The sequence below is a fragment of the Lysobacter tyrosinilyticus genome, from assembly GCF_054779815.1.
The window spans coordinates 65106-81668 of sequence record NZ_BAAGXN010000013.1 but is presented as its reverse complement, the minus strand read 5'-3'; the positions used below and the strand labels follow the sequence as shown (position 1 = coordinate 81668).

Annotated in this window: 14 protein-coding genes; 9 read left to right on the top strand and 5 right to left on the bottom strand. The window is 66.9% G+C overall.

What is annotated here, in order from left to right; all coding sequences use genetic code 11:
* Positions 1-15: 15 nt before the first annotated feature.
* Together ACYVGK_RS15050 and ACYVGK_RS15045 are read left to right on the top strand one after the other, a co-directional pair.
* Positions 16-1452 carry an amidohydrolase gene (locus ACYVGK_RS15050; protein ID WP_460735624.1) on the top strand — a complete coding sequence of 479 codons (1437 nt, stop codon included), beginning with the start codon at positions 16-18 and terminating at the stop codon, positions 1450-1452.
* Positions 1449-2750 carry an amidohydrolase family protein gene (locus ACYVGK_RS15045; protein ID WP_460735137.1) on the top strand — a complete coding sequence of 434 codons (1302 nt, stop codon included), beginning with the start codon at positions 1449-1451 and terminating at the stop codon, positions 2748-2750. Before ACYVGK_RS15050 ends, ACYVGK_RS15045 begins: the two co-directional genes overlap by 4 nt.
* A gap of 73 nt (positions 2751-2823) precedes the next feature.
* Here the strand turns inward: ACYVGK_RS15045 and ACYVGK_RS15040 are convergent, their stop codons facing one another.
* Positions 2824-4527: a GGDEF domain-containing protein gene (locus tag ACYVGK_RS15040; protein WP_460735135.1), complete on the bottom strand. Its 1704-nt coding sequence runs from the start codon at positions 4525-4527 to the stop codon at positions 2824-2826.
* A 100-nt stretch (positions 4528-4627) separates the two neighbouring features.
* Between ACYVGK_RS15040 and ACYVGK_RS15035 the strand changes: the two genes are divergently transcribed.
* The 5 genes from ACYVGK_RS15035 (at position 4628) to ACYVGK_RS15015 (ending at position 7887) form a co-directional block, all read left to right on the top strand.
* Positions 4628-5350, top strand: a complete 723-nt coding sequence (locus tag ACYVGK_RS15035) for a hypothetical protein (protein WP_460735133.1) — start codon at positions 4628-4630, stop codon at positions 5348-5350.
* Between the two features lie 36 nt (positions 5351-5386).
* A complete protein-coding gene (locus ACYVGK_RS15030; protein WP_460735131.1) occupies positions 5387-5782 on the top strand; it encodes a DUF1761 domain-containing protein in 396 nt (131 codons plus the stop codon).
* Between the two features lie 11 nt (positions 5783-5793).
* On the top strand, positions 5794-6408 hold the full coding sequence (locus tag ACYVGK_RS15025; RefSeq protein ID WP_460735623.1) for a DsbA family protein: 615 nt from the start codon (positions 5794-5796) through the stop codon (positions 6406-6408).
* A 108-nt stretch (positions 6409-6516) separates the two neighbouring features.
* Positions 6517-7464 carry a DegV family protein gene (locus tag ACYVGK_RS15020; RefSeq protein WP_460735129.1) on the top strand — a complete coding sequence of 316 codons (948 nt, stop codon included), beginning with the start codon at positions 6517-6519 and terminating at the stop codon, positions 7462-7464.
* 78 nt (positions 7465-7542) lie between these two features.
* Positions 7543-7887: a hypothetical protein gene (locus tag ACYVGK_RS15015; RefSeq protein ID WP_460735127.1), complete on the top strand. Its 345-nt coding sequence runs from the start codon at positions 7543-7545 to the stop codon at positions 7885-7887.
* A 28-nt stretch (positions 7888-7915) separates the two neighbouring features.
* Here ACYVGK_RS15015 and ACYVGK_RS15010 read toward each other — a convergent pair whose 3' ends face one another.
* Together ACYVGK_RS15010 and ACYVGK_RS15005 are read right to left on the bottom strand one after the other, a co-directional pair.
* Positions 7916-8548, bottom strand: coding sequence for a LuxR C-terminal-related transcriptional regulator (locus tag ACYVGK_RS15010; protein ID WP_460735126.1), 633 nt, complete (start codon positions 8546-8548; stop codon positions 7916-7918).
* A gap of 200 nt (positions 8549-8748) precedes the next feature.
* A complete protein-coding gene (locus ACYVGK_RS15005) occupies positions 8749-9162 on the bottom strand; it encodes a hypothetical protein (RefSeq protein WP_460735124.1) in 414 nt (137 codons plus the stop codon).
* A 190-nt stretch (positions 9163-9352) separates the two neighbouring features.
* On the opposite strand from ACYVGK_RS15005, the gene ACYVGK_RS15000 reads away from it, so the two are divergent.
* Positions 9353-10108 carry a tetratricopeptide repeat protein gene (locus ACYVGK_RS15000; RefSeq protein WP_460735122.1) on the top strand — a complete coding sequence of 252 codons (756 nt, stop codon included), beginning with the start codon at positions 9353-9355 and terminating at the stop codon, positions 10106-10108.
* Positions 10109-10295: 187 nt separating this feature from the next.
* On the opposite strand, the gene ppc is transcribed toward ACYVGK_RS15000, so the two are convergent.
* On the bottom strand, positions 10296-13061 hold the full coding sequence (ppc, locus tag ACYVGK_RS14995; protein ID WP_460735120.1) for a phosphoenolpyruvate carboxylase: 2766 nt from the start codon (positions 13059-13061) through the stop codon (positions 10296-10298).
* A 278-nt stretch (positions 13062-13339) separates the two neighbouring features.
* Positions 13340-14764 (bottom strand): glutamate--cysteine ligase, encoded by a 1425-nt coding sequence (locus ACYVGK_RS14990; protein ID WP_460735622.1) that lies wholly within the window; start codon positions 14762-14764, stop codon positions 13340-13342.
* A gap of 130 nt (positions 14765-14894) precedes the next feature.
* Here ACYVGK_RS14990 and ACYVGK_RS14985 point away from each other — a divergent pair, with 130 nt between their 5' ends.
* Positions 14895-16475, top strand: coding sequence for a peptide ABC transporter substrate-binding protein (locus ACYVGK_RS14985; protein ID WP_460735118.1), 1581 nt, complete (start codon positions 14895-14897; stop codon positions 16473-16475).
* The last annotated feature ends 88 nt before the right edge of the window (positions 16476-16563 follow it).

Sequence of the window (16563 nt, the reverse complement as noted above, 5' to 3'; positions counted from 1 at the left end):
ATGTCCTTACGACCCATGTGGGCCGGCTGCGCGCTGACGCTGCTGGTCGGTGTGGCACAGGCCGCGCAGCCAGCGACCGTGCCCAAGCAGACCCGCTTCACCCAGGACCCGTATCCGAGCACCTACCGAGTCATCGCCTCGGCACCGGTGCTGATCCAGCACGCCACCGTGCTCGATGGCACGGGAAAGCGCCTGGATGACGCCGACGTGCTGATGCGCGACGGCAAGATCGTCGCCGTGGGCAGCGCGCTGGAAGCTCCGGCCGACGCCGTGCGCGTCGATGGCACGGGCAAGTGGGTGACGCCGGGCATCATCGACGTGCATTCGCACCTGGGGGTGTATCCCAGCCCCGGCGTGAGCGCACACAGCGATGGCAACGAGGCGACTTCGCCCGTCACGCCGAACGTGTGGGCCGAACATTCGGTGTGGCCGCAGGATCCGGGCTTTGCCACAGCGCTCGCCGGCGGCATCACCTCGCTGCAGGTGCTGCCGGGTTCGGCGAATCTGATCGGCGGCCGTGGCGTGACGCTGAAGAACGTGCCGGCCACGACCTACCAGGCGATGAAGTTTCCCGGTGCACCGTGGGGCCTGAAGATGGCCTGCGGCGAGAACCCCAAGCGCGTGTACGGCCAGAAGGGCGGCCCTTCGACGCGCATGGCCAATGTCGCCGGCTACCGCGCCGCATTCATCGACGCCAGCGAGTACCTGCGCAAGAACGCGCCGAAGAAGTCGACGCCGAAGAAGCGCAAGTGGTGGCAGTTCGGCACCAGCAACGGCAGCGGCGCCGACAGCGAGAAGGACACGGGCGGCAAGCGCGACCTCAAGCTCGACACGCTCGCCGGTGCGATCAACGGCGATATCCAGGTGCACATTCACTGCTACCGCGCCGACGAGATGGCGACGATGCTCGACCTGGCCAAGGAATTCGGCTTCAAGGTCGCCGCGTTCCACCACGGCGTGGAGGCCTACAAGCTTGCCGACCGCCTCGCCGCGGAAGGTGTGTGCGGCGCGCTGTGGGCCGACTGGTGGGGCTTCAAGATGGAAGCCTTCGACGGCATCCAGGAAAACATCGCCCTGGTCGATCGTCCCGCCAACAGTTGCGCGATCGTGCATTCGGATTCGGAAGAAGGCATCCAACGCCTCAATCAGGAAGCGGCAAAGGCGATGGCGCACGCGAAGCTCGCCGGCATCGACATCGCACCCGAACGCGCGATCCGCTGGCTGACGCAGAACCCGGCCAAGGCGCTGGGCATCCTCAACCAGACCGGCACGCTGGAGGCCGGCAAGATGGCCGACGTGGTGGTCTGGAACGGAACGCCCTTCAGCGTCTACGCCAAGGCCGAGCAGGTCTACATCGACGGCGCGCGCATCTACGACCGCAACGACGCCACCCACCAGCCGAAGTCGGACTTCATGCTGGGCCAGGGCACCACCACCGGAGGTGTGCGATGAAGCGCTCCGCATTGAAGGCGCTCGCCGCCGCCATGCTGCTGTCGTTCGGCACGGCGCACGCGCAGGACGTGCTGATCAAGAACGCGACGGTGCACACCGCGACCGCGCAGGGCACGCTGCAGAACAGCGACGTCTTGGTCAGCAACGGCGTGATCCGCGCGATCGGCCACGGCCTGCTGGCGACACCGGACGCGCAGGTGATCGATGCGCAGGGCAAGCCGCTGACGCCGACGCTGTTCGGCGGCATCACGGAAATCGGCCTGGAGGAAGTCTCCGGCGAGAAGAGCACGGTCGATACGTCGGTTGGCCTTGGCGCGGGCACCAAGCAGATGACGGTGCGTCCGGAATTCGACGTCACCCTCGCCTACAACCCGGACTCGGTGCTGCTGCCGGTCGAGCGTATCGAAGGCATCGGTTGGACCTTGCTGGGCGCCAACACCACCGAAGGCGGCTCGATCATTGGCGGCCAGGGCGGCGTGGTGCGTCTGGATGGCAGTCCGGATCCGATCGGACCGCGCGTGCTGTTCGTCAATCTCGGCAGCGATGCGGCGGGCCTCACTGGCAACTCGCGCGCGGCGCAGTGGATGCTGCTGGACCAGCTGATCGATGAAGTGCGCGGCCGCATCGGGCCGGATTCGAACATGGCCCTGCTCACGCCCGCCGGTCGCGCCGCGTTGGCGAAGTATCTCAATGGCGGCGGTCGTGTGGTGGTTGGCGTGCATCGCGCCGCCGACATTCGCCAGCTACTGCGCTGGTCGGCGCGCCACAACGTGCGTATCGCGATCGAAGGCGGCACTGAAGCGTGGAAGCTCGCGCCGCAACTGGCTGCGGCGAAGGTGCCGGTGTTCGTCAATCCGCTGGCGAATCTGCCGGCCAACTTCGACCAGATCAACGCGACCCTGGAGAACGCCGCGCGGCTGCGTGCCGCGGGCGTGGCGGTGAGTTTCGCGCAGGAAGGCGATGCCTCGCACAACGCGCGCAAGATCCGCCAGCTGGCGGGCAACGCGGTAGCCAATGGCATGGCCTGGGAAGACGGTCTGGCCGGACTTACGCGGGTGCCGGCGGAAGCCTTCGGCGTCGGCGACACGCTCGGCAGTATTGCGCTGGGCAAGCGCGCCGACCTGGTGCTGTGGAGCGGCGATCCGCTGGAAGTGAGCACGGTGGCGATGCAGGTCTGGTTGGATGGCCGTGCGATCCAGATGCGCAGCCGGCAGACGGAACTGCGCGATCGCTATATGCGGACGGCCACGCCGGCGGAAGCGGGTGGAATGCCGCGGGCCTATTCGAGCGGCAACTGATCGGTTCGTGCCGGCAACGAGAAGGCCCGCCATCCGGCGGGCCTTTTTCTGGCGGGCAAGCAGATGCGGTACCTCAGGGCATTACCGCATTGCGCCGCTCCGCATCGTCCTGATGGTTCAGCACCACCACGCGATTGCGACCTTCGTGCTTGGCCCGGTACATCGCCTCATCCGCACGCTGCAGCAGCGTCGCGGCGGTGTCCTGCGGGTGGCATTCGACTACGCCGATGCTCAGCGTCAGCGCCACCGGGGCGCCCTGCACTTTCGCGCAACGCACCTCCACTTCCCGGCGGATGCGTTCGGCCAGATCGCGCGCATGCCGCCGTGCCGAGCCGGGCAACAGCAGCAGGAATTCCTCGCCACCGATGCGGCCCAGCTTCTGTTCCGGCTGCATCTCCGAATGGATCGCCTCGGTCACCGCGCATAGGCAGGCATCGCCGATGGCATGGCCGTGCGAATCGTTGATGCGCTTGAAGTGGTCGAGGTCGAGAAACAGCACCGACAGCGGCAGGCGACGCAAGCGGTTGTCGAGAATGGCGCGATCCAGTCGTCGCATCATGCCCGCGCGATTGAGTACACGCGTCAGCGCATCGTGCTCGGCGTCCTGTTGCGCCGCGTCGCGTTCGCGCTGGAAGGTGCGCATGCGATGGGCCAGGCCCAGCACCAGCACCACCGCCGCAAAGGCCTGCACCAGCGGCAGGCCGTATTCGAGCCAGGGATTGAGCGGTTGGCCGGAGCTGAGTTGCACCGCACGCGCCGTCGACACGGACACCAGCGGCAACCAGGCGATCAGCACGAAGCCCGCGTGCCGTCCACCGTGCAACCAGGCCACCATCAGGGCGATGATCGCCAGCACGTTGGCCAGCATCAGCAATGAATTGCCGATCGGCGGAAACCAGCTGCGATCCCCGGGACCAGGCAGCAGTGAGGAAAGTATCAGGGCCACGAACAACAACGACGGCAGCACCGCACCCACCACGAACAGCGTGCGGCTCAACCGCGGCACGCGCGGCCACAACTCGGCGAATTCGAGCAGGAACAACACTGCGACGACGGTCGAACCAGTCGCGATGAACCAGATGCCTTCGACCCCGAAGCGCGCCAGCCATGCGAGCACCGGCAGCGCATACGCATCGCCATACGCCAGCAGCACGTACATCATCTGCAGCGCCATGGTGGTCGCGAAGAGCAGGTAGACACGCTCGCGCATCTGCAGCCAGAACAACAGGGTTACCAGCGACACCGCGATCAGGATGCCCAGGCTCAGCCACAGCACGCGCACGTGGCCGTAGTCCTCGACGCGGAACTCCTGCGGCGTGCGCAGCGCCACCTGCAGGGGATAGCGTGCGCCTTCCATGCCGATGTAGACCGGGCGCGTCGTATCCGGCCAGGCGAATGAGAGCGCGCGGCGCGAGTGGCCGTTGTCGAGGCCAGGATCGAAGATCGATTGTCGCTGCGGCCGGTAGTCCGGCGGCGCGAGCACGGTGAGACGCGCGCTGAAGGGGTGATAGACCAGGAGCAGGCGTTCGCCCTTCTTCGACGGATCGGCCTGCAACCGCCACCAGCCGCGACCACGTTGCGCACCGGCCAGCTGGTCGGCGCGTGTCGTGGCGGTCCACGCCGCGTCGGGCTGTTCGCGCAGTTGCGCGGGCGTGAGTACGCGATCGTCCTGCAACCTCTCGATCCGGACGATGCCAGTGTCGACGCGCGCCTGGACGCCGGCCGGCCAGCACGCTAACCAGACGATCAGCCACACCACGCGCCACGCTGCCCTCATGTCCCTGTTCCCATAAGGTCGCCGGGGCAGTGTCCGCCCGCACGCATGCCATCGCAAGCCCGTTCGCCCTATCCTGTCGGCAACTCAAAGAGGGACCGTCATGCCGCCTTGGTCACTGGTGCTGATTGCGGGGTTGTCGACCGCGGGTACCACCAACTACGCGCTCCAGCCCGCCGGCACGTTCCATGGCGACGAACCGGTCGCCGGCGACGGCCAGGCCTGGCTGGCCTTGCGACAGCATCCGAATGGCGTCACCGAATTGATCCCCACGCGGCTGCGCGTGCGCACCGTGCACGACGGCGTGCTCGATCGCGAAGACGAAGCCACCGGGCGCGAGGTCAGCTCATCGGTCGAGGACGCGCTGATGTTCCTGCGTGGCGACGCCTTCAAGGGCGGGCGCGTCGTAGCCGCGGAGATCACTTCGGAAGCGCTGCCGCCCTCCGCACTGCCCGACTACAGCATCGACTTCGCTGGTCGCCCGTACCGCATTCGCACGGACTGCACGCCGTCGCCGGACTCGGACTCGAGCGCGGAGCAGCAAGAATTCAATTGCCGGCTGCTGCTCGAGCACGACGGACGCACGCAGCCGTTGTTCGCGATGTCGGGCTATGCGCTGGCGGGCAGCACCGGCGTGCTCCTTGGCGACGAGGCCGGCGCGCATCTGATCTTCGCCGGCGATCTCGATCGCGACGGGCGGCTCGATCTGATCTTCGATGGCAGCCATCACTACAACGTCTCGCTCCCTACGCTGTTCCTATCGTCGAAGGCCACCCCGGACGAGCTGGTCCACCAGGTGGCGCAGTACGACTCGGTCGGCTGCTGATCCGCTTCCATCCATCGTCTTAAGGGGAACCACTTCATGTCCTTGGATATCAACTGGCTCGCGCTCGTGGCCGCGGCCCTCTCGGCCTTCCTGCTCGGCGGGATCTGGTACGGGCCGTTGTTCAAGAACACCTGGTGCCGCGAAGCCGGCGTCGATCCCAATGCGGCTCCGCGTCATCCCGCGCGCGTGTTCGGCAGTGCCTTCGTGCTGGCCCTGGTCGCGGCGTTCGCGTTCGCCTGCCTGCTGGGGCCGTCGCCGTCATTGCACCTCGCGGTACATCACGGCGCGCTGATCGGCATCGCCTTCGTCGCCACCAGTTTCGGCATCAACTACGCATTCGCGCAGCGCAGCCTGAAGCTATGGCTGATCGACGGCGGCTATCACGTGCTGCAGTTCGTGCTGTACGGCGTGATCCTCGGTCTCTGGCATTGAGCGACGACACCATGACCCTGCGCTGGTATTTCGATTTCATCTCGCCGTTCTCGTACCTGCACTGGCAGAAGCTGAAGGCCTTGCCGGAAGCGGTGACGCCGGTACCGATCGTATTCGGCGCGGTGCTTGCCGCGTGCGGCCAGAAAGGCCCGGCGGAGATCGCGGGCAAGCGCGAATTCACCTATCGCCACGTGCTGTGGCAGGCCCGCCAGGAAGGCGTGACATTGCGGTTTCCACCCGCGCATCCGTTCAATCCGCTGGCAGCGCTGCGCCTGTGCGTGGCCGCGGGCAGCACGGTCGCGGCCGTCGACGCACTGTTCGATTGGATCTGGAAGGACGGCCACGCCGGCGACAGCATCGAGGCGCTGGCGCCGGTGGCGGCGACCTTGGGTGTCGATGCGGCCACGGCCCAGGGCGAAGCCGCCAAGGCCCAGCTGCGGGCGAATACCGAAGCCGCGATCGCCGCCGGGGTGTACGGCGTGCCGACCCTCGCGGTAGGCGAGCACCTGTTCTGGGGCAACGACGCGCACGGCTTCGCGGTTGCTGCGATGCGCAATCCGGCCGTGCTCGAAGACCCGGAAATGCAGCGGGTCGGCGCCTTACCGGTGGGGGTCCAACGCCGCTGACGTGTGCCCAGGCGCCATGACGTGCCTGTGTCGAACACGCGCCAAACTCCGTGCTGGGGCGTATCCTGACCGCGTTTTGCAACAAATCGCGGCTACAGGGGGCCCCAAATGCGTATCGGCATCGTCGTCGACTCACCGTGTGACCTGCCGGAGAGCTACCTGCAGGCACACCAGATCTCCATCCTGCCGACTACCGTGCGCATGGGTTCGGCGGTGCAGGCCGACTACCGCAACCCCGAAGCCACCCTGCAATTCCTGCAGATGCACCTGGCCGAGCGCGGCTGGGAAGCCGAGAGCAGTCCGTTCTCGGTCGAGCAGATCCGCGACCTGTTCTTGAGCAAGCTGGTCATCGACTACGACTACGTCTTCTGCCTGACCATTACCAAGACGCGCAGCCAGATCTTCGACAACGCGCAGCAGGCCAGCTTCGCCATCCTCAACGAATACAAGGCACCGCGCGCGGCCGCGGGCAACACCTCGCCATTCGCGCTGCGCGTGATCGATACCCAGAACCTGTTCGCCGCGCAGGGCATCCTGCCGGTGGAAGCGGTGCGCCTGCGCGCCGCCGGCGAAGGCACGGCCAAGATCCGCGCGCGCCTGGAAAATCTCGCGCTGCACACGCAGGGCTTCCTGGTTCCGCGCGACCTCAACTACCTACGCGAACGCACACGCATCCGCGGCGACCGCAGCGTGAGTTTCCTCGCGGCCAAGCTGGGCACCGCCTTCGACATCAAGCCGATCCTGCATTGCAACCGCGGTGAAACCGGACCGGTGGGCAAGGTCAAGAACTTCGAGAACGCCGCGCAGAAGCTGTTCGAGCACGCCGCCGGCCGCGTGGACCGGCGTGAGCTGATGACGCCGACGATGTGCGTGAGCTATGGCGGCGAACTCGATGAACTGCGCGCGCTGCCCGGCTATTCGACGCTGCGCCAAGCCTGCGTAGTGAACAACATCGAACTGTTCGAGACGGTGATGGCGCTCACCAGCATGGTCAACATCGGCAAAGGCGGACTGGCCCTTGGCTACGCCGCCGAAACCGGCAAGATCGAGCTCTGAGCGCGCCTGCCGAATTCACATCCGGGCAATAAATCCGGGCCTAAGCTGCGATCAAATCCACGACAGGGGATATCCAGGATGGCGACCCGCTACTACATCAGTCTGCCCAATCCGGCGCTTGCGCGGGGCAGCGATGCGGCACTTGCGTTCAACGCGCATGGCGCCGAGGAATTCGCCGCGCAACTGCAGGATGCGTTACGCACGACGTCGCTGTTCGAACGCTGGCGCAAGCGCCAGGAAGATCCGGAAGGCGTCGATCCGTCCTATGGCGCGGTCGATCCCGGCGCTTCCGTGCACGGCCAGCAGGACGACTTGCACGTGATGCTGGTGGTGACCAGCGTGATTCCCGGCAACGTGCTCAAGCACCGGCTGCGCCTGCTGGCCGGCAGCGGTTGGGAACTGCGCGACGTCACCGCGGCCTGAGCAGCCGAATCGAGCTGGAAAAGCAGCCTCAGACGAGCGACGCGTCCGGGGCCGCGCGCTCATCGGGACGGTGCAGCGCGAGCAGGGCGACACGCCCGCTGATGCCTTCGCGCTCGAACACCTGATGCAGATGACTCTTCACCGTCTCCGGGCTGATGTTGAGGCGACGGCCGATCTGCTTGTTGCTCAGCCCCATCGACGCCCAATGCACGATTTCGCGCTGGCGTTCGGTGAGATGCGAGAGGTCGTTCACCGGCGCCGGTGCGCGCCGCTCGGCGGCTAGTGCGCGCCCCAGCAGGCTGATATCGACCGCGAACAGGCCTGACTCCACAGCCCGCAAAGCGCGCAGCAGTACGTCCGGGGAGGCGAGCTTCTCGATACAACCGCTGGCGCCCTTGCGTGCGCAGTGCCGCAAGGTCGCGACATCGGGATGGCGGAAGCAGTAGATGCACGGCGACCGCGCGTCGGCGTTCGACAACCGTTCGATCTGCGCGTCATCGCCATCCAGCAGCCATATCGCGCGTTGCTCGGAAACGTTGGCCAACGTGTCGGCCGCGAAAACGCCGCACCATTCGACGTCGCCGCGTGGTGCCAGTACGCGTTGCAAGTGGGCGGTCCATCGCCGGTCGCGTCCAAATGCAAGGACCGGCAAACCAGTCATCGCCCCCTCCGTCGCGCACCGCGGGGTGCGCTCCATACCGCGAACAACGCGTGAGTGGGATGGGGGCGGCCATCACACCTTTCTTGCGGGCGGGCGATTCCCGTAGCCAGCGACGTGAACGCGGCGGTTAAACGTTAGGAATTCGCTCGATGACACGGGCGGGTGCCCCCATCGGAGGGGTCGGCGCCGGGCATGGGCCCTTATCGCGGCTGCGGCACGCAGTGATCGACGTCCATCAGGAAGCCGGGGGCGCAGTCCATGCTGCTGCGGGCAACGGTGCGGCACAGGCCGCTGACCGGCTCGCAGCCGTAGCCGTTCGCGGCGCAGTCGTTGCGCGCGCCGGAACTGTTGACGCTCACGGTCGGTGCTTCGCAATAGGCGTGCACCAGGCTGCCGCCCTTGCGGGTCCATTCGGCCAGCTGCGATTGCAGGCGCGTGTTCTCGTCGCGCAGCTGCTGGTTCTTCGCGCGCTCCTTTTCCCACTGCTGCTTGTAGTCGATCTGGATGGCATTGAGGTTCGGCGTCGCCATTGGCTTCACGGCGCTCACGTTCTGCGCGGCCAGCGGTGCGGCGACGAACAGCGACAGCAGGATCCAGGCATTGCGGTGCTTCATGTTCCCCTCCCTGGCCGCGCGATGCGGCAGCGTGCGGAGCATAGCGTTCTCGGCCCCCCGGTCCACTTGCCGCCGGCAAAAATGATGCGGGTGGTGAAATCAAATCGCCGCCGCTGTCAGCAGCCCGCGCGCCCGCTACACTCCGCGGCCACGGCGCCAGCGCCGCGATTCCATTTTGGGGAGAACGAACATGCCCATCCTGGGCCTTGGCCTGCACGTGATCATTGCGATCTTCTTCGCCATGCATGCCATCCGCAGCGGGCAGGATCGCTATTGGCTGATGGTGCTCTTCGCATTTCCCGGGCTGGGCAGCCTGGTGTACGCGCTGACGATCTGGCTGCCGGAAATGCGGCACACGCGCCATGGCCATGCGCTGGTGCGCGGCGTAAGGCAGGTGCTCGATCCGACCCGCGAACTGCGTGCCGCACAGGACGCCTTCGAGATGACCGCGACCACCGAGAATCGCCTGCGCCTGGCCGATGCGCTCTTCGCCGCCGGTCGCGCCTCGGAAGCGGTGCCGCAGTACCAGGCCGCGCTGCAGGGCATCCATCGCGATGATCCGGACATCCGGGTGCGCCTCGCCGGCGCCCTGCTCGACTCCGGACACGCCACCCCGGCGCGCGCCATGCTCGACGAGGTGATCAGCAAGCGCCCGGACTTCCGCTCGCAAGACGGACACATCACCTACGCCCGCGCCGTGGCCGCCGAAGGCGATCGAGGCAAGGCCCGTTCGGAATTCGACACCCTGATCGGCTACGCCAGCGGCTTCCAGGCCCACGTGCGCTACGCCGAAGTGCTGCGCGACTGGGGCGAAACCGACAAGGCGCGCGGCCTGTGCGACCAGGCGCTGTCGCGCGCCAAGCGCATGCCGGGTTATGCGCGTCGCCTCAACAAGCCGGAGCTGGATCGGCTGAAGCAGATCTCCGCGCAGCTGGCCAAAGCCTGATTGCACGCGCTTGGTAGAGCGGAGCTTGCTCCGCTGCTGTAGCTGTGATCACGCCTCGAAAGGCAGCGGAGCAAGCTCCGCTCTACAAAGCTGATGATCACCCACGTAGCGCCGAGCCTGCTCGGCGCTTTTGTTTTTGGCCGGGTCGCGAAGAGCAGCCGAGCAGGCTCGGCTCTACAAATGCCGATCAGCCGGTGTTCTGGATGCCGGCCGCGATGCCGTTGACCGTCGCGATCAGCGACTGCAGCAGTGCTTCGTCTTCGCTGCCCCCGGCGCGCCAGCGCGCAAGCAGATCGACCTGCAGCATGCTGATTGGATCGACGTAGGGATTGCGCAGGCGGATCGACTGGCGCAGGCGCGGATCGTCGGCAAGCAGCGCCGCACTGCCCTTGATCGCGGACACCGCCTCGCGCGTGCGTTCGAATTCGGCGGCTATCCCCGGATGGAAGCGTGCATGCCGCTCGCCGGCCAACAGCGAATAGCGCTCGAAGATGCCCAGGTCCGATTTCGCCAGCACCATTTCGACATCGTCGATCAGCGTGGTGAAGAACGGCCAGTCGCGCGCCATCTCGGCCAGGGGCTCGCGCCCATGCTGCTGCAGCGCGCGTTGCAACGCGGTGCCCACGCCGTACCACGCGGTCAGGCCGGAACGGTTCTGCGCCCAGGCGAACACCCACGGGATCGCGCGCAGCGACGCGATGCCCGGCGGCCGCACCACGCCGACACCGCCGGCACGCTTGCTCGGCCGCGAGCCGATGCGCAGGCGCTCGATCACGTCGATCGGGGTGGCCGCGCGGAAGTACGCGGGGAAGTCATCGTCCTCGTGCACCAGCGCGCGGTAGTGCGCGCGTGCATCGCCGGCGAGTTCGGACGCGATCGCGCGCCAGCGCTCCTCGCGTGGTTCGGCCCCGCGTGGACGCAGAGTCGCGCGCAGCACCGCGCCGGTGGCCTGTTCGAGATTGCGCAGCGCGAGCGCGCGGATGCCGTATTTGCGGTGGATCACTTCGCCCTGTTCGGTCACGCGCAGATAGCCGTCGACGGAACCGCGCGGCGCGGCGATCACCGCACGCTCGGTCTTGCCGCCACCGCGGCTGATCGAGCCACCGCGACCGTGGAAGAACGCGATCTGCACGCCACTATCCTGAGCCAGTCGGGTCAACGCGACCTGGGTCTGCTGCAGGGCCCAGCGCGAAGCCACCAGGCCACCATCCTTGGCGCTGTCGGAATAGCCCAGCATCACGATCTGGCGGCCGCCACGCGCAGCCAGGTGTTGGCGGTACAGCGGATCGGCGAACAATGCGCGCAGCGTGTCGGCCGCGGCGTCGAGATCGTCGACGGTTTCGAACAGCGGTGCGATGTCGAGCGGTACGACTCCGTCCGACCGATCATCCTGAGCCTGTCGAAGGACGCAGCCGGCCAGACGCGCGAGGGCCAGCACCGCCAGCGCATCCGCGGCGCTGCGGCTCATGCTGATGATGTAGGGCCCGAAGGCGCGTTCGCCGTAGCGTGGGCGCAGCCTGGAAACGGCGCGGAAAACGTCAAGTACAGCTTGCGACGTAGCATTACCGGACGCCGCAAGCGTTACGTCGCCGCGCAGCAAAACGTGCAGCCGCGATGTGCGCTCGGCAACGTTGCGCGCGCTCCACTCGTCGTCGCCGATCAGCGCCGCGATCGCCGCGTCATGTGTCGCCGAATCCTGGCGCAGGTCGAGGCTGGCGAGATGGAAACCGAAGCAGGCGACTCGCCGGCGCAGCCGGCGCACTGCGAAGCCACCCGCGTGCTCGCCGCGATGCGCATGCAGACTGTCTTCGATCAAGGCAATGTCGGCCTCGAATTCGGCGGCATCGGCGTAACCTTCCGGCTCCTCGTGCTGCGTCGCCCACAGGCGTTCGAAGATGAAGGTGAGCAGCTTGCGGTACGGCATGTCGGCATGGCGCGGCCGCAGCTTCGCTGTTGCGGCCGGCATGCGTTCGCGATAGAACTCGATGCGGGCCGACAGCGCCTCCGACACGCCCACGCGGGTCAGCGACTGGCTCAGCGCCTCGCCCAGCGAAAGCAGGTCGCGACGATACGCGGCGAGCACCAGCGTGCGCTGGCCCGCCAGCGTGCTGGCGATGGTGTCCGCTCCGACGTTGGGATTGCCATCCATGTCACCGCCGACCCAACTACCGAAGCCGAGCACGTCCGGCACCCGGGCTTCGGCGTAGGCCTCGCGCAATGCGTCCTCGAACACTTCGTAGAACACCGGCAACACGCGGTACAGCACGTCCGACAGGTAATAGCCGACGTGCTGGAACTCGTCCGCGACACTGGGCTTGGCCGAAGGTGCTTCGGCGGTCTGCCAGCTGGTGGTCAATGCGAGGCGGATGCGTTCGCGATCGGCGCGGCGTTCGGCGGGAGTGCGGCCGCGGTCGATATCCGCGACCAGGCTCGCGACGATCACGCGTTCCTTCTTGAGCAGGGCACGACGCACCGCTTCGGTGGGATGCGCGGTGAACACGGGTTCGACCCGCAACCGCGGCAGCAGCGCGAGCAGTTCATCGCGACTCACGCCTTGCCGTGCCAATCCCGTGAGTACGTCGCGCAGCCCGCCTGGCTGCGGTGCCGCGCCCTGGCGTTCGTAGTCGCGTCGGCGACGGATGCGATGCACCCGCTCGGCGATGTTCACCGCCTGGAAGTAGGTGGCGAAGGCGCGCACCAGGTCGGCGGCATGATCCAGTTCGATGCCTTCCAGCGCCTGGGCCAACTCGGCGACCGGGGCGTTGGTTTCGCGGCGCCGGATCGCCGTGCGGCGCAGGCGTTCGACTTCCTCGAGAAATTCGGGCGATCGCTGCTCGGCCAGGATCTCGCCGACCAGCGCACCGAGCATGTTGACGTCTTCGCGCAGCAACACGTCGTTCGGCGCGAAGTCGACGGTGCGCAGGGGCTCGGTGTTCATCGCAGGCAGGCTCATGCCGCGAGTCTAGGGCGGGATCATGCTGCGTGGCAGCATGATTTCAGGTGCAACGATCTAGTTGTCCTTCTCCCCGCGTGCGGGGAGAAGGTCGTAGCGGGCGATAGCCCGCGGAGGGCAGGGCGGATGAGGGGGAGCGAGCGTAGCGAGCTTCTTCTTGCTTGGTCCCAGCGAAGAGCAAGAGCAACAACAAAGGCAGCTCGCTGCGCTCGCCACCCCTCCCCCGCCCTTCGGGCACCCTCTCCCCGCAAGCGGGGCGAGGGAGATCAGCTGGAATATCAGTACGCAAACTCGCGGAACACATGATCAATGTTGCCGCCCCACTCGCCATGGAACAGCGCGAGCTTGCGTTCGGCCGGCGTTTCGTTGGCCTCGGCGAATTCGATCAGCGGCTCGAGGAAGCGGCTCTCGTCGACGCCGTGGCGGTTGAGGCGGGCGCGACGCTGCAGGCCGGCGACGGAGATTTTCAGCGCTTCCAGCGCGAGGTCGCGCAACGTGCCATTGCGGAATGGCAGCTTCAGCGCGTGCTTCGGCACGCCATCACGCAACGCATTGCGTTCGGCGAGGCTGAAATCCTTGACCAAGTCCCACGCCGCATCGAGCGCGGTGTCGTCGTACAAAAGGCCGACCCAGAACGCTGGCAACGCACACAAGCGGTTCCACGGGCCGCCATCGGCGCCGCGCATTTCCAGATACTTCTTCAGGCGCACTTCCGGGAACGCGGTGGTCATGTGATCCGACCAGTCACGCAACGTCGGCAGTGCGCCCGGCAGCACGTCCAGCTCGCCGCGCAGGAACTTGCGGAATGACTTGCCGCTCGCATCGATGTATTCGCCATCGCGATACGAGAAATACATCGGCACGTCGAGCAGGTAGTCGACATAACGCTCGAAGCCGAAGCCGTCTTCGAACACGAAGTCGAGCATGCCGGTGCGATCCGGATCGGTGTCGGTCCAGATGTGCGAGCGATAGGAGAGGTAACCGTTCGGCTTGCCTTCGGTGAACGGTGAATCGGCGAACAGCGCCGTCGCGATCGGCTGCAGCGCCAGCGACACGCGGAATTTCTTCACCATGTCGGCTTCATCGCTGAAGTCGAGATTGACCTGGACCGTGCAGGTGCGGGTCATCATGTCCAGGCCGAGATCGCCGCGCTTGGGCATGTAGGCGCGCATGATCTTGTAACGGCCCTTGGGCATCCACGGCATCTCCTCGCGCGTCCACTTGGGCTGGAAGCCCATGCCGAGGAAGCCCAGCTGCAACTCCTGCGCAACCGTCTTCACCTCGTCGAGGTGCTGGTTGGTTTCGCGGCAGGTCTCGTGGATGTTCTCGAGCGGCGCGCCGGAGAGCTCGAGCTGGCCGGCGGGTTCCAACGTCACCGAGGCGCTGTCGCGGGTCAGGGCGATGGTGCGTCCATGCTCCTGCACCGGCGTCCAACCGAAGCGGGTCAGGCCGGTCAGCAGCGCTTCGATACCGCGATCGCCGGCGAAGGTCGGCGGCCGCAGGTCGTCGAGGCGGAAGCCGAATTTTTCGTGCTCGGTGCCGATGCGCCAGTCCGCGCGCGGCTTGCTGCCGCTGGCCATGTATTCGACCAGCTCGCGGCGGTCGGTGATCGGGGATTCGGCGACGTTGCTCGGGCTCGACATGGGGTGTGCTGCTCTCTTCCGTGTGCTGCTCAGGACGATATGGGGCCGCTGCCCGCGCATCGCAATCGTTGCGTAGGGCGGGTCTTGACCCGCCGTTCCGGTAGTCGGCATCGCAACGGTGCTATGGCGGGTCAAGACCCGCCCTACAATCGGCGACCGCAGCAGTGTAGAGCCCGACTTGCCTTCGACAATGTCCGTCCTGCAACAGTGTGGTCTGGCCCTGTTGCTGGCGCTGCCCGCGGCCGCCGTGCCTGCCACGACGCTTGAACGCGGCAATGGCCCCGAACCCGCCACCCTCGACGCGCATCGCTGCCAGGAAGTCGCGTGCGGCAACGTGCTGCGCGACCTCTACGAGGGCCTGGTAACCGAGGATGCCCATGGGCGGCTGATTGCGGGCATGGCGCAGCGCTGGACGGTTTCGCCCGATGGCCGCACCTGGACCTTCGTCCTGCGCGAAGGCCTGCGCTGGAGCAATGGCGAGGCGCTGGATGCGCCGCAGATCGTGGCGAGCTTCCAGCGCGCGTTCGCGCCAGCCACGGCGGCGCCGTTCGGCGAGTTGTTCGATGCCCTGCACAACGCCCGCGCGGTGCAGGCCGGCGAGATGCCGCCGACCGCATTGGGTGTGACCGCGCCGGATGCGCGCACGGTCGTGTTCACCATGGATCGCAGCGCGCCACTGCCGGCGCTGCTCACGCTGCCGATCGCGTTTCCGGTGTACCTGCCTGCGGTGGCGCGGTTCGGTGCGCAGCACACGCGGCCGGGACAGCTGGTGTCGAACGGTGCCTACCGGCTCGTTGCCTGGACGCCGCAGGCGAACCTGATGGTCGAACGCAACGCGCGCTTCCATGCCGCGCGCGAGGTCGCGATCGAACGCGTGCGCTTCCAGGTCACCGAGGACGCCGCCGCCGAGCTGCAACGCTACGCCGCCGGCGACCTGGATCTGACCGAAGTGGTCCCGCCACAACCGCTGGACGCGCTGCGTGCGCGCTTCGGATCGCAACTGCGGATCTCGCCGTACCTGGGCGCGTTCTGGCTCGGCATGAACCTGACCCAGCCGCCCTTGCGCGATGATCCGCAGTTGCGTCGCGCGCTCGCGCTGGCGGTGGATCGCGACAAGCTGACCCGTTACATCACCGGCTTCGGTGAGCGCCCCGGCTACGGCATCGTGCCGCCGGGCATCACCGGCTACACGCCGGCTTCGGCACCGTGGTCTCGACTCACGCAGGCGCAACGCGAAGCGCGGGCACGCACGCTGTACCGCGCGGCCGGCTATTCATCGCTACACCCGCTGGTGATCGAGCTGCGCTACAACACCTCCACGCCGCACCGACGCATGGCGCTCGCGGTCGCGGCGATGTGGCGCGAAGTGCTGGGCGCACAGGTGCGACTGCGCAACGAGGAGTGGAAGGTGTTTGTGAGCAACCGCAAGCAGCGCGTGATCACGCAGGTGTTCCGCGGTGGCTGGATCGCCGATGTGCCCGATGCGCGCAACTTCCTGGCCGCATTCGGCAGCGACGGACCGTTGAACTGGACGGGTTACGACGACGCCGGCTTCCGCGAGCGCCTGGCCAAGGCGGATGCCGCAAGCACCGAAGCCGCGCGTAATGCCTGGCTGCGTGCGGCCGAACAGCGTTTGTTGAACAGCGACGCGGTGGTGCCGCTGTACTTCTACACCTCCAAGCATTTGGTCAGTCCGCGCGTGCACGGTTACGAAGCCAATGCGCTGGATCGGCATGCCAGCCGATGGCTGTCGTTGGAGGCTGCGCGATGACACCAGGAAAGATGCCGCCCCCGTCCTACGACTTCGTCATCCCGGCGTACGCCGGGATCCAGCCGTTACCGTTACCTGACGTGCCATC